Origin of the sequence: Treponema denticola (assembly GCF_024400535.1) — a bacterium.
Taxonomy (GTDB): Bacteria; Spirochaetota; Spirochaetia; order Treponematales; family Treponemataceae; genus Treponema_B; species Treponema_B denticola_C.
The window spans coordinates 818,818-832,658 of sequence record NZ_CP038800.1 but is presented as its reverse complement, the minus strand read 5'-3'; the positions used below and the strand labels follow the sequence as shown (position 1 = coordinate 832,658).

At 36.7% G+C, this 13,841-nt stretch carries 10 protein-coding genes and 1 pseudogene; 5 read left to right on the top strand and 6 right to left on the bottom strand.

The window, feature by feature from the left end; translation table 11 throughout:
• Nucleotides 1–2 precede the first annotated feature (2 nt).
• Nucleotides 3–857 carry a GNAT family N-acetyltransferase gene (locus E4N78_RS03770; RefSeq protein WP_255811731.1) on the top strand — a complete coding sequence of 285 codons (855 nt, stop codon included), beginning with the start codon at nt 3–5 and terminating at the stop codon, nt 855–857.
• Nucleotides 858–860: 3 nt separating this feature from the next.
• On the opposite strand, the gene ispH is transcribed toward E4N78_RS03770, so the two are convergent.
• The 4 genes from ispH to E4N78_RS03750 all read right to left on the bottom strand — a co-directional run bounded on the left by ispH (nt 861) and on the right by E4N78_RS03750 (nt 5,357).
• Nucleotides 861–1,730, bottom strand: coding sequence for a 4-hydroxy-3-methylbut-2-enyl diphosphate reductase (gene ispH / locus E4N78_RS03765; protein ID WP_255811730.1), 870 nt, complete (start codon nt 1,728–1,730; stop codon nt 861–863).
• Nucleotides 1,731–1,753: 23 nt separating this feature from the next.
• Nucleotides 1,754–2,893, bottom strand: coding sequence for an alanine racemase (gene alr / locus E4N78_RS03760; protein WP_255811729.1), 1,140 nt, complete (start codon nt 2,891–2,893; stop codon nt 1,754–1,756).
• A 198-nt stretch (nt 2,894–3,091) separates the two neighbouring features.
• Nucleotides 3,092–4,666, bottom strand: coding sequence for a glycoside hydrolase family 57 protein (locus E4N78_RS03755; RefSeq protein ID WP_255811728.1), 1,575 nt, complete (start codon nt 4,664–4,666; stop codon nt 3,092–3,094).
• Nucleotides 4,667–4,670: 4 nt separating this feature from the next.
• A complete protein-coding gene (locus E4N78_RS03750; RefSeq protein ID WP_255811727.1) occupies nt 4,671–5,357 on the bottom strand; it encodes a DUF4912 domain-containing protein in 687 nt (228 codons plus the stop codon).
• Nucleotides 5,358–5,625: 268 nt separating this feature from the next.
• Between E4N78_RS03750 and flcA the strand changes: the two genes are divergently transcribed.
• The gene (flcA, locus tag E4N78_RS03745) at nt 5,626–8,850 is read left to right on the top strand and encodes a periplasmic flagellar collar protein FlcA (protein ID WP_255811726.1); all 3,225 of its coding nucleotides are present in this window, start codon (nt 5,626–5,628) and stop codon (nt 8,848–8,850) included.
• Between the two features lie 29 nt (nt 8,851–8,879).
• Nucleotides 8,880–9,638 carry a hypothetical protein gene (locus E4N78_RS03740; protein ID WP_255811725.1) on the top strand — a complete coding sequence of 253 codons (759 nt, stop codon included), beginning with the start codon at nt 8,880–8,882 and terminating at the stop codon, nt 9,636–9,638.
• On the opposite strand, the pseudogene thrS reads toward E4N78_RS03740, so the two are convergent.
• A pseudogene (gene thrS, locus E4N78_RS03735) lies at nt 9,639–11,397 on the bottom strand (threonine--tRNA ligase).
• Between the two features lie 255 nt (nt 11,398–11,652).
• Here thrS and E4N78_RS03730 point away from each other — a divergent pair.
• Both E4N78_RS03730 and E4N78_RS03725 read left to right on the top strand, forming a co-directional pair.
• A complete protein-coding gene (locus E4N78_RS03730; RefSeq protein ID WP_370645027.1) occupies nt 11,653–12,594 on the top strand; it encodes a hypothetical protein in 942 nt (313 codons plus the stop codon).
• A gap of 14 nt (nt 12,595–12,608) precedes the next feature.
• On the top strand, nt 12,609–13,283 hold the full coding sequence (locus tag E4N78_RS03725; RefSeq protein ID WP_255811723.1) for a response regulator: 675 nt from the start codon (nt 12,609–12,611) through the stop codon (nt 13,281–13,283).
• Here E4N78_RS03725 and cmk read toward each other — a convergent pair.
• Complete coding sequence (cmk, locus tag E4N78_RS03720) at nt 13,275–13,838, bottom strand: (d)CMP kinase (RefSeq protein ID WP_255811722.1); 564 nt, start codon at nt 13,836–13,838, stop codon at nt 13,275–13,277. The genes E4N78_RS03725 and cmk overlap by 9 nt on opposite strands.
• Between the last annotated feature and the right edge of the window lie 3 nt (nt 13,839–13,841).

Genomic DNA, 13,841 nt, shown 5'->3' with positions numbered 1-13,841 from the left:
TCATGAGTATAAAATCAATTAGTCTTACCGATAAAATTATTTCTCAAAAGGAAGTAAAAGACTTTCTTCAAAAAGCTGATCTCAACCAAAGAGGAAGTTTAATCGGCTTATTCGATAAAAAAAAGATAATCGGAGCAGGCAGTCTTTACACAAATTCTTTTCATCCATACAGAGATTATATAAATATCCATATCGATAAAGACTATAGAAACAAAGGATTGGGGTGCCGGCTTTTAAAAGCCTTAAAAGAAAAATCCGAAAAAAAAAGATTTCAAGTTATGTGTTCTTACGGTAAAGAGGAGTTAATTCAATTTTTACTTAAAGAAGGTTTTGTTTTAGCCCGCAGGTCATATAGTTTTGATCTAAAAAAAGAAGCTCAAAATATTTTTTTGTCAAAGGAAACTTCTACTGAATTTAAAAATATGCAGATAAAACCTTTTATAAATTTAAATTCAAAAGAAAAAGAAGAATTCAAAAAAATATTTTACTTTAATTATGCCGACACACACAAAAGCATAAACCCGCTCAATAAAGATATATGTATAAAAGAATTTTCAAATGAAATTTTAGCCGATTGCGATGAAGAAATGTCCTCATGTTTAATTTCTAATAACGAAGTATCAGCCTATGTAATAGTTTACATAGAAAAATTCCCCGAAATTGGCTACCTTGGCGGAAGAACAATAGAAGAAATCGAAACATATCTAAATTATTTTCAAGTTATAATCAATAATCTATTAAACGCTTATGAGCAAATTTATTTTGAAATAGATGATACCGATTATTATGCTTTTCCACTAATAACGGCCTTGCAAGTTAACTGTAAAGAATCGTATAATACTTATATCCTTGATTAAGATTTATCCCTCAAGTAATTTTTTTTCTACCTCATCGATTATAAAATCGGGAGTTGAAGCTCCGGCTGTTAAACCAACCATGGAATAAGAAAAAATCTCTTTCGGTATTTCAGAGGCATCTTCGATTAACCATGAAGGCTTTTTTGTGTCAACAGCGGTTTGAAAAAGTCTTTTTGTGTTTGCCGAATTTTTTCCGCCGATTACTAAAAGTGCATCAACTTCATAAGCTAATTTTTTTAAGGCAGCCTGCCTATCGTAGGTTGCAGGACAAATCGTATTAAAGACTTTTAAATCGGAAATCCTTTTCTTCAAAGCCGAAGCTATTGCCTCATATTCCGATTCCTTAATCGTCGTTTGAGCAATTAAAACGGCACTCCCGTTTACACTCAAAAAAGAAGGTAAATCTATTAAAGCAGCTTCTTCGGCATTTTGAACAATTAAGCATTTTCCTTCCGCATAACCTGCAATGCTTATAAGTTCTCCGTGGTTTTTATCTCCGGCTAAAATAACAAAGGCTTCTTCAGAATGTTTTTTTGCAAGGGCCTGACTGGCCTTTACTCTTGAGCATGTTGCATCTATCACCTTAGCCCCGCTTTTTTCCAGTTCGCTTTTTTTTGACGGAGGAATACCGTGAGCCCTTATTACGATAACAGAATCTTTATAGTCTTCATCTCCTGTAAAATTTTCAGTGTCAAGAATTTTTACACCCATTTGTTCTAACAGTAGCATTGTAGAAGGATTATGAATCAGAGGGCCGAATGTATAAAGACCGAATTTCTTTTCAGTGTTTTCTTTTGCTAGTTTAAGAACCGTATCAACGGCTCTGCGTACTCCGGAACAATAACCTAAAACTTCCGCACGTTTTACAACCATAAAAACCGCCTGCACAAAATAATTTATTGTATGGTTTCATCAATAAAAATACGCGGAACTCTTTTGTTTATATCGCATGTCAGCTCGTATGGAATGGTTCCGGCAATCTTTGCAAGATCTTGAGCCGTATTATTTTTAGGATGTTCTTTTGAAACAGGGCCGAAGATACAAACCTCATCCCATCTTTGAACCCACGGAGAAGAACCTATATCTATCATACATTGATCCATACAAATGCGTCCGATAATAGGAAAAAAATCTTTTCCTATTCTCACTTTTAATCCGCTAAGGGAACGCATGAGCCCATCCGCATAGCCTATAGGAAGAGTTGCAACAAAGGTTTCTTTTTCGGCTGTCCAACATCTATCATAAGAAACGCTTGTATCCTTTTCAATTTTTTTGATAAGCACTACCTGTGTAACAAGCTCCATTACAGGCTTTAAATCTATTAAGTTATTTAGCGATGGAGAGGGAGCATAACCGTAAACCAAGATTCCCGGACGCACCATATCGAACTGGGCTTCGGGATATTGAAGAACAGCCCCGGAATTTGCGGCATGAATTAATCCGGGATTAATCCCCGCTTTTTTTATTTCTTTTATTGAGTCCTTAAAAACAGAAATCTGTTTTTTTGTAAATTTAATATTTTTTTCATCGGTAGAATCCGAAACGGCAAAATGTGTACACACTCCTTTAAGCTCAAGATTTTCGGCACGGTCTATCTGTACCGCAAGTTTAACGGCTTCCATAGGGGAGCAGCCTATCCTTCGCATTCCGGTATCTATTTTAAGATGAACCCCGGCCTTCTTATTCAGTTTTTTTGCAAAACGGTTTAAATCGTTTATAAACTCCTCATCTATAACCAAGGGCTCAATATCGTATTTTAAAAGCTCAGGAATTTCTTCAAGCACGGGAAGACTTAAAGAAATAATCGGGGCTACAATACCGGCCTCTCTTAATTCGACAGCTTCCTGAATGGAGGCGACAGCCAAATAAGAAACCCCTGCCCTTATTGCTGCAACCGCAACCCTCACAGCCCCATGTCCGTAAGCATCGGCCTTGACCGGAAGACAAAGCTTTACATCCTTGTTAAGCCGCTTTTTTATTTCTTTAATATTATATTGTAAGTTATCCAAATGGATAATCGCCTTTGTCGCTCTCATAAGAATATTTTATACATTTATAAGATTTTATGCAAGACCGATGAAAATCGGACATCCGTGTCCGATTTTCATCTTCAAGTTTTAGCCTGCGGCTAAAACTTGCGAGCGTGGAATCACGGACATCCGTGTCCGTTTATGAATGTACATACTGAGTCCGATTTTCATCTTAGAGTCGATTTATGTAAACTATTGCAGCGTTTATTTTTTACGGCTAAAAATACGGTAATTAATATTTTTAAAAATCGGATATTTATTTTCACGATTGGAAAGCCATTTTGCATCAGGAGAATCCGCTCCAAGAGCTTCATAGGCTGCCGTAAAAGAATTAACATGTTCTACAAAGCGTCTTTCTGCAAAGTCTTTAAGCTGTGGATCATTTGCATACAGAGGCCAATATAAAGATTGTAAAAGAAGAACCTCTCTTGCAGCAGCATTTAAAACACGCTCTTTTAAACTGCCGTCTTCAGGGAACATCTCTACTAATCCTATCATTCTTTCCGTAATCTTAATTATATATCTATACATCCAGTCATTTTCTTTTGTTAAAAGTTCAGCAGCATATCCTGAAGGTAAAAAAGAAGAAAAAAACGGTTTAACTGTATAAAGCTGTTTGGACAAATTTACAGCTGCGGACGGAAAAACAGATTTTAAGCAATCACTATCATTTATTAACCTAAAGACTCTTTCAAGCCATATAAAACCTTCACACCATTTTTTTCCAAAAAACTCGGATGAAATAATCAAAAGAGAAAAAGGAGATTCGCAAGTTTTTGTTTCTTTTATAGCCCTTAAAGCTTCAGTACGGGAATTCACATAATCTTCGGCATCTGCCCAACTTTGTGAATGAGCTTTATGTATATCATAAGGAGTATCTTCTTCCTTTGACCAGTAGCGGAAACCGATTGCACGCCTTCCTTTTGAAGTCTCAAAAACGGATGCTAAATACTCTTCAGATAGTTTAAACCCTACATCATCTTTTACATCAATATAAACTTTATTTTCGGCAAAGCCGTCAGCCTCGTCATAAATAGAACGGCAGGCACAAAGATCAGTGGCTAAAAACTTTAAACCGTTTTTAGAAACCGCAGCTGAAAACACTCCTGCAGGAGGTACCTTATCACAAAGCAAAAAGGCTTCTGAGGAGACAACCGTATAATCATAGCCGTAGCTTCTTATAATATCATCCAAGCCCTCAAAATAAGCCATAGACGGAATCCAAAAACCGGACGGCACAGCACTAAAATGTTTACGGTAATTTATTTGTCCCATTTCCACTTGTGCAGCAATAGCTTCAGGCATATTTAAAAAAAACGGCAAAAAACAATTTGTTGCTGTGGTAGCCAAAAGCTCTATATAACCTTGTTGAGAAAGCAGATCAAACTGTTTTAACACATCGCCTCCGCAATCCTCAAAAATTCTTTTATTATCATTAAAACGTTTTAAATTATATTGAATAAGTTTTTTTGTATTTTCACATTCAGAAAAACGTTCAAGTTCTTTTTTTGCAAATTCTATTTTACGCTGAATATTAATTCGGTACCTATTCTGTAAAACCTTATCGGCAAGCATATCGCATAAAGCCGGTTCAAAAGCCGCACCCAATTTAAACGGAATATTATCCTTCTTCAAATTAGAACACATTTTTAAAATCGGAAGATATAGATATGACAAAGCATCAAAAAGCCATTCGTCTTCTACAAATCCTTCTTCAACCTCATTACGGACATAAGGCAGATGTGCATCCAAAATAAAAAGTAAATTACAATCTTTCAATCTTCTACTCCCCTTTTCCTCTAAAAGCCTGACGATAGTTTTTAAAATGATGTTTTTTTAACACAGAAAGACCGGAAAGGTAGAGCGGAGAACTTACATCGTTTTCAAGTACACACAGGTTTCTCGGAATATTTTCCCGTTTAAGCTGTATAAAATTAGACTTTGCTAAAATCGAAACATCACCTTCCAATGTCCGGGAACAAAGCTCTACCCTTGTTATACTATCTTCAAATGAAAGATAAAAATATCTGCTCCTATCGGAATCGCTTACATCAATATCAAAATAGTCATATACTTCCGATAAATCGGTTTGAGAAAACAAATTTACCCTCAAAAAGAAAGAATCAAAATCTGCATCACTTATAATGTTTATAAACTCAGGCTTATAAAAATCCCAAAACGCAAAAGCCCACATAGGATCTCTGAGTAAGACATGAATTTCGGTTGTATTGTATGAGACAACCAAACCTGTATTTTCTTTATCTGAAACTTCATCCTCAGATGTAAAATTTTCGTTTTGTGCATAAAAAAGCTTATCGGTAATCTTAGATCTGTCTTCATTCAACTCAAGCAGCTCTTCTATGATTAGATTCCTAGAAAGACCTTTCGATACAAAAACGCCATGTGTTTCAGCAATTTGAAAAAGATCTTCCGTCGAAACGGATTGTAAATAACTTTTTGATAAATTCACACATTTCCCCTAAATCAGCGGGTTTAGCCGCCAACTACACTATTAAACTATTCTGTAATAATGCAAAAAAAAAGCCGTTATGTCAAGAGAAGTAAACTATAAAAACGGCATTTTAACAGCATCATATTAAAATTATCGGCATTCCTACTTCGTTTCTAAATAAGATCAATACATTAAAACTCATTGAAAAAAAACTCCTTTTATGGTATAAAATAATAATCAAGTTGAATCAAAATAAGCCGAAAATAAGGGGGGAGGCCCGCTCAAAATGCCTAATATAAAAGAGCTTGAAAAATTCAAAGATCAACTTCTCAAAATAGCGAATGAACCCGAAATAACGGCTAAATGGGGTGAGAGGCGTGAAGAAATTCCTTTGCCTAAAGAAATGCCTCTCCCCGATGTAAATGTGGATGACTTATTAGGTTTTACGGAAGAAAGCAAGGCTGCACCTGAACAAGGGCCGGATGACCTTTCAGAGTTTGATACGGCAGATAATTTTCCGAAAGAAGAAGATAATTTTGAACAAGAGAAGCCCGATACGGATGAGTCTGAAGAAATAATTTCACAAAACCCGAAAGAGATATCTTTGTTTACCGAAGCTTTGGATGACGATATCGAGCCTTTAGATGATAAAGAAGAAAATGAAAATTACTCCCAAGACTTTGAATCCATGCTTTCGGATCTCAATATTGACGAACCTTCAACAGAAGATAAAGCCCAAGACTTAAATGATGATTTTCCCGATGTACCTGAAGCTCTTCTCTCAGGTTTTGGCGACATGGTTGAAAAAGCAAGGGAGGAACCTGAAATCAGTGAAACATCCTTCCCCGACTTTGATACCGATTTCACTCTTAATTCAAAACCGGATATTGAAACTATTGCAGATCCGGAAATTCAAGACAGTTTAGAAGCCTCCGGGGATCTGGGAGATCTTGAAGAAATCGGGGATGATGCAGATTCAGGCCTTGAAGACCTTAAACTTGATGACCTTAAAATCGATGATTTAGATTCCCAAGTTGATTCGGATACTGAGAAAACTTCTCTTTCTCAAGCTTCAGAACCTAATTATAAAGAATTTGACCTTTCAAACGAAGATTTCTCCGATATGGAAGAAATTGAGCCCCTTGAAGACAATGAAGGGGACAGCATAGACCTATCTTTTGAAGACGGGCCAATCGAAGATGACCCCCTTTCAAATTTTGATGAAATGGACAGTCCTTCATTGATTGAAAGTGCAGAAATCAGCGAAGACGAACAAACTTCACCCGATTTTCAGAACGGACAAGACGAGGCTAGCCAAAACAGAACCTTTACAGATATTGATATTCCGGATATAGACGAACACACGGCTTTTGCTATCGATGATAATGTATTAAATACGGAAATGAGCGGAGATATAGATGATTTTTCCGTTCCGGAAAGTTTTATACAGTTTTCACCCGATAAGAATTTTAAATTTTTCGATTCAAAAAAGCAAATAAATGAAGAAGAATACGAAGGTAAAATTCCTCTATCCATTTCCGAAGATGAATATGACCATTTAATAGACAGAATTTCATCATTTCCTTTAAATTTAAGAATAGAAATTGAAGACTATCTTGTTAATGCAGACGATTCCGAATTAAACAAGATGGAAATAGTTCATATGATTGTCAACGATGCATCTCTAAGACGTATAGTAGGCAAACTTGAAAGCATTTTAGATAAATCCATTCCTATTCCGCGCGGCTTTGATAAAAAATCATATGAAGAATATGAAAAGGAAAAAAGAAGCTTAAAGTACCGCTTTATGCATAAAATCTTACCTGCTGCGGTTTTAGCAGCGGTAGTCCTCGGCTTTATTTTTTCGGTTTTTGTACTTGTCTGGCAGTTTATATACAAACCGATAGTAGCGGAAGGGATTTACAAAGAAGGAATAGCCAATATTGAATCGGGGCAATATGAAAAGGCATTAAACCGCTTTGAGGATGCCGGAGCATATAAAAAGAAACGAAAATGGTACTTTAAATTTGCCAATGCTTTCCGTGAAAAAAAGCAGTTTCTATCCGCAGAAACTATTTATGAGCGGCTTTTATTTGACTTTAACCATGACCGTCAAGGCGGTATCGAATACGCAGATATGCTGAGTACCGATTTACGCAATTATGAAAAAGCAGAAAAGATTTTACGCAGAGGTGTTTTAGATTATCACATAAACGATCAAAGTGCTCTTTTAGCATTGGGAGATGTATATTTGGATTGGGCAGATGAAGATTCCCAAAAGTATGAAGAAGCACGAAAAACTTATGCAAGCCTCATAAACCTCTATGGTAATAAAGAGGTCTTTTCAGGCAGGATGATGCGTTACTTTATCCGTACAGATAATTTAGCCGAAGTTTTAAACTTAAAAAATTATTTTATAAACAAAAAAATAGATGATGAAGACCTTATCGAGCTCAGCGGCTATCTTCTTGAAAAAAGGTATGAGCCAAAAACCACAGATTCGGAAAATTTAATAGGAAAAATAGATGACCTGAGGGATCTTTTAGAAAAAGCTATCAAAAAAAGGCCGGAAAGTCCTGAAGCTAATTATAATATGGGACGCTTCTTTTTACATAATAATAAAGAAAATGCAGCAAAAGATTACCTTGTAAACGCAATAAATCTCTACGAAGACAGCATAAAAATGACCCCTAAGCGGACCATCAGGCAGATAGATGCAATGCGTCTTTATGGAGAGCTTATAGCAGGAGGCAAACTATATAATGAAGCGCAAACAATTTATTCAAATGCCTTGGCTAAATATGAGACATACACATCTCAAAAAAGCATATATCCGTCAGCGGTTATAGGTAAACTCTACGCCGACTACGGAGATATCTCTTACTTTATTGCAGGAGATTACGATGATGCCTTGGATGCCTATGAAAATGCAGTAAAGGAGTTAAACGACAGCCCATCAATTCGATATAGGATTGGATACATTCATTATCAAAAAGAAAACTATGCTGAAGCTATGAAAGCTATGACTCTTGCTTATAGCCAAAAACCTAATGATAGAAATCTTTTATACGGTTTTGGAAATGTATTATTTAAGCATACCAATTATTTTGCTGCTCAAGCCTATTATGAAAGACTAATGGAATTATTGGAGTCGGAGCGGATCAGAAAAGGTATTATCTTCCCTCAAACCCGTGTAGATCACGCAGCCTTTGTCGAAGACTATATGCATACTTCAAATAACCTTGCAGTAGTGCTTAATAGGATTGCGGTTCAAAATGGAGACTCAAACAAAAACGGAAGAGCTGTATCTTTATTAGGAGAATCTACACGAGCTTGGGATGCTTTAAACAGAAATCCTGAAACTATGATTAGGGCAAAAACGATAAACCTTGCTTATGCAAATATTCAAAACATGGTAAAACCAAGGTCTGCATTTGTGCCTGAAATTTACAGCGATATTCCTAAGACCCTTGAAAACGAAAAAATTCTACAACAAACGGAAGACAGATAGGCGGACCCGACAATAAACGGAGAGAAATTATGATCAAAAAAACAAACTTATTTTTTTCCACATTGCTTTTAATTTTTTTAAGTTTTAATATCTATACTCAAGAAACGGAAGCAAAACAAGAAATTGAACAAAAAACTGAAGAAACAAATGAGGCTGATCAAACAGAAGTATTAACAAAGGTTCCATCAGACTTCGGTTTTTATTTCGGCACGGAAATAATACTTTCAAGCCTAAAAAAACGAGTTTCCCAACCTTTCAGTACTGCATTAAACTTCGGAGCCGAATATGAATATAAGGAGATAAAATATTTTAGCATCGTCCCTTCCTTGGATTTTTCGATTTTTTATTATAGTCTTCTCAATCAAAAAGCTTATATATGCGAGATAGAAAACAGAACCGGTCTAGCTATGAGCTTTTTATTGGATACACCTTTTATGGCCCGATTTGACATAAAATCCTGTACGATAAGCATCGGAGGGGGGCTTGCCTTTTTTATCCGCTATGCCTTGCTGGCACCGGGCATCAATCCTTCAGCATCAGGGAGCGGAGGCTTAAGCACAGCTGCAGAACTTAAAGAAATAAACAAATACTTTTGGCAAAAAGGCCGTTTTTTCTATCCCTCACTGCGCTTTAAAACCGAATATACTTTTACATCAGGATGGAAAACCGGCCTTCAGATTAAAACTTTTTTTCCTCTATCAAATGCATGGGATAATACTGCCAATAAATGGTCAGACGGTTTAATAATTCAAGCAGGGGTAGTTTTACACCCCCCTGTAAAAAGATAATCACTCTGCATCAATAGCAAAAGAATCAACCTTGTCTTTTAAGAATGAGATAAATTCATCTAAGGTCATAACCTTTTGACCGCCCTTTCTCATTCTGACCGCAACGGAATTATTGTCCATTTCGCTTTGGCCTACAATCAGCTGATAGATGACCTTTTCTTCTTGGTGTTTTCGGATTTTAGCATTCATTCTATCGGTTCCGATGTCGGCGATAACCCTAAAGCCTTTTTCGTCCAAGGCTTTTTGAACCTTTTGAGCGTATTCGTTAAAGGCGGGAGCTACGGGAACGATAACAGCCTGCACAGGAGCCAGCCAAGGAGGCAAAATACCTGCACAGTTTTCTATCAAGATTCCTATAAACCTTTCCAGTGAGCCTAAAACCGCCCTATGGAGCATTACAGGATGATGCTTATTGTTGTCATCTCCTATGTACTCGGCATTTAGTCTTTCAGCAGACGGAAGCTGATAATCTACCTGTATGGTACCGCACTGCCATTCACGGCCGAGGGCATCGATTAAAGTAAACTCCAGCTTAGGCCCATAAAAGGCGCCCTCGCCTTCTGCAATTTCATATTCAAGGCCGGCATCTGCACAAGCATCAGAGAGCGCCTTTTCCGCCCTGTCCCATGTAGCATCGTCCCCTACCCTCTGCTCTGGGCGCGTAGAAAATTTAACAAGAATTTTATCTTCAGCAAAGCCGAAATCTGCATACATGCGCTTTAATAAGGCACAGAATTTTGAAACCTCGGAAGAAATTTGCTCTTCGGTACAAAAAATATGAGCGTCATCTTGAACAAAACCGCGGACACGCATAATACCGTGTAAAGAACCCGAAGGCTCATTTCGGGTACAGGAACCGAATTCGGCTAAGCGCAGAGGTAAGTCCTTGTAGCTTTTAATCCCCTGCTTAAATATTTCCACATGCCCCGGACAGTTCATCGGCTTTAAGGCAAAGAGCCGCTTTTCGCTTTCGGTTATAAACATATTTTCTTTATACTTAGCCCAATGGCCCGACCTTTCCCACAAGGAACGGGGCATAACAAAGGGGGTATGAACCTCAAGGTAACCGTCTTCCTTTATGCGCTGTCTTACATAATTTTGTATGGTCAAATAAAGAGTCCAGCCTTTAGGATGCCAAAACACTTGACCGGGATTTTCTTCATCTATATGAAATAGATTCATAGCCTTTCCGATCTTTCGGTGATCCCTCTTTTCGGCTTCTTCAAGCATAGCCAAATACTCTTTTAAATCGTTGGGCTTTTCCCAAGCCGTACCGTAAATTCTGGGTAAGCATGGGTCTTGTTTCATCTCCCCGCCAATATGCTCCGGCTATTTTCATAAGTTTAAAACCTTGAGCATTTATGTCGGCCATCGAGCATACATGGGGGCCCCGGCAAAGGTCGGTAAATTCACCTGACTTATAAATACTTATCTCTTCGTCTGCAGGCAAACCCTTTATAAGTTCAATCTTAAAAGGCTGATCCTTAAACATTTCAAGAGCCTTTTCCCGGCTTATCACTTCCTTTTCAAAATTTGAACGGGTAGTTAGAATTTTACGCATTTCTTTTTCGATTGCGGGTAAATCATCATTGTTTATGGGACGAGGCAGTTCAAAATCATAATAAAATCCGTAATCGATAGCCGGCCCGATAGCAACCTTTGTTCCCGGAAATAGATTAACTACGGCTTCAGCCATAACATGGGCAGTACTATGCCTCAGAGTACTTAATTTTTTTGATTTTTCTTGTAAAGTTGACATATTTTCCTCTATTTTATATTGATATGTATTGTTAATTTTAAAAAAAAATTATATACTATCCTAAAGATTTTAAAACCTAAAACAAACATTAGTATGTTTTATTTATTATACCTTATTGATTATACCATAGTCAAGTAGAATATGTGTATAAGCTAATGAAAAAGGAAAAAACTGCCGATAATGAATAGAGGTTTTCTTGACTTAAAAATGGAGGAAATTGACGTGAAAAAACATTTTATAATTGTTCTTTGCCTTATTCAATCCTTATTTATATTTGCCCAAAATGCGGACTCTCCTGTTTTAAAGGCTGAGGTTTCTATAAGATTTTATGACAGACGAATTTATTATCCGGGCTCCGGATCCTCTGAGCCTATTTTTATACAAATATCAATCACAAACAATAATTCAGAAACTTTTAGATTTAAACTTGCCGATGACCGTTCCTTTAGCATAGATTTTGGGATTATAAACAGCAAAAACCGGCAATTACAACACACGGTAGATTGGATGCGCAAGCGTAACACCAACCGTCAAATTTACTTTAGAGAGATAAGCTTGGAGCCTGGAGAAACCTATTCCTTCATAGAAAACCTCAAAGATTATATTGAAATTACCGACCCCGGCATACTCCTAGTAAATGCTCTATTTTTTCCTGAGCTAAAAAGGTATTCGGATAATTCGGAATTACACATTCTGTCGAATAAGCTAAGTCTTGAAATAAAACCGGCACCTTCTGCAGCTGCCTTAGGTTCTCTCCCCGTTTCGCAGGCTTCGGGTGAAATCTTACAGACAAAACCGATTCCTCCGGACCAAGTCATAGCCTATCTTTTGACTGCTCGGCAAAAATCACTGTGGGAACAGTTTTTCCTTTACATGGACTTGGAGAAAATGATAAGCAGGGATCCTTCACGAAACCGCAGATTTAAGGCAGAATCCGAAGCAGGCCGAATGGAAATGATACAAATTTACAAACATGAATTAAGTCAAGAAAGAGTTGATAAAGATATTGCCGTTATTCCTGTAGAATTTAAAATAGAACATACAGGTTATACCGATACGCAGGCAGAAGTAAAGGTGATTGAATGGTTTGAATATTCCAATTTTAGAGAAAAAAAGCGCTTTACATATTTTTTAACATCTAAAGATGGAATTTGGACCGTATATGATTATGTAGTCGAAAACTTAGGAACAGAATAAAGGATGTATTTTAAATGAAAGCATTATTGATTTCGGATTTACCGCGTTCAACTGATGATCTACAGCCTCTTTTTTCAGAATATAAATTTGACCTTATACACTACCGCTCCCCTCTAAAGGCTTTAGACAATATTGAAGAAATTAGCCCCGATATGGTTATCATAAATGCCAGAGATTTTCCGCGTCACTGGAAACCTATAGCCAGGCATATCCGCTGGGGCAGATCGAAGGAAGAAGTATTGATTACGCTTTTAACGGCTAATGATTTCTCTACAGAAGATGCCGACAAGGCGATGTTTTTAGGAATTCAAGGGATTGTAAATTTTGAAAGCAGTAACTTCAAGACTATTATTGAAGATTTGAGAATGATTTTTAACCGTTATCATTGCGGTCAAAGCAAAGACATTTCAAAAAGTGTTCAATTTTTGTTTACCAATCCTGTAAATGAAACAATAATAACAGGAACCGTAAAAAATTTGACCGAAGAAACTCTTTTATTTTTACCGGACACTCCGGCAAATGTAAGCGATTTAAAAAATAACATGGTACTCGATCAATGCTCCCTTAAAATAGAAAACACCTTCATTTTTCCGGACTGTAAGATAATCTCAAATGACAATGTTCTAAATTTAAGCTTTACGGATTTATCGGCTGAGGACAAAAAAACAATCAAAGGATTTCTAAATTAAAAGACTTTTTTTATAAAGAGCTTCCAATATTTTTTCAACTATCAGTTCCGGCCCAATATGATCAGTATCTATAATCAAATCGGCATTTTCATATTCGGTATTATCGATACCATACAGCTCTTTGTATCTTCGTGTATCTTCCATATCCCGCAAATCGGTATCGGCCTTTATTTTTTGTATATCGCCGCCTTCTCTTTTTTGAATTCTTTTTGCGCGGACATCTATAGAGGCCCTTAGATAAACTCTCAAGTCAGCTGACTTTAAAAGCCAAATTGCCAACCTTGATCCCAAAACACAGGAGCTTGTAGAAGCAAGTTCAATCTGTTTTTTATCAACCATTTTATCGAAAGAAAAATCTTTTTTAGCTCTTTTTAGAACTTCTTCAAAAGAAATATTAAGTTCTTCTGCAATATTTTTAAAAGTATAATTAATACATGGTAAATTTAAAGCCTTTGCAGTTAATGTAGAAACCGTAGTATTTCCGCAGCCGGACTGCCCTGAAATTGCAACTCTCAACTCTTTACCTTCAGGGATTTTATAAGTTCTCTCTTTCATTCT

Bases quoted from the DNA above. Each gene is read 5' to 3' on its own strand.
- ispH (WP_255811730.1), bottom strand. From the start codon at position 1,730: ATGGTTGTAAAACGTGCGGAAGTTTTAGGTTATTGTTCCGGAGTACGC.
- E4N78_RS03770 (WP_255811731.1), top strand. From the start codon at position 3: ATGAGTATAAAATCAATTAGTCTTACCGATAAAATTATTTCTCAAAAG.
- flcA (WP_255811726.1), top strand. From the start codon at position 5,626: ATGCCTAATATAAAAGAGCTTGAAAAATTCAAAGATCAACTTCTCAAA.
- cmk (WP_255811722.1), bottom strand. From the start codon at position 13,838: ATGAAAGAGAGAACTTATAAAATCCCTGAAGGTAAAGAGTTGAGAGTT.
- alr (WP_255811729.1), bottom strand. From the start codon at position 2,893: ATGAGAGCGACAAAGGCGATTATCCATTTGGATAACTTACAATATAAT.
- E4N78_RS03725 (WP_255811723.1), top strand. From the start codon at position 12,609: ATGAAAGCATTATTGATTTCGGATTTACCGCGTTCAACTGATGATCTA.
- E4N78_RS03740 (WP_255811725.1), top strand. From the start codon at position 8,880: ATGATCAAAAAAACAAACTTATTTTTTTCCACATTGCTTTTAATTTTT.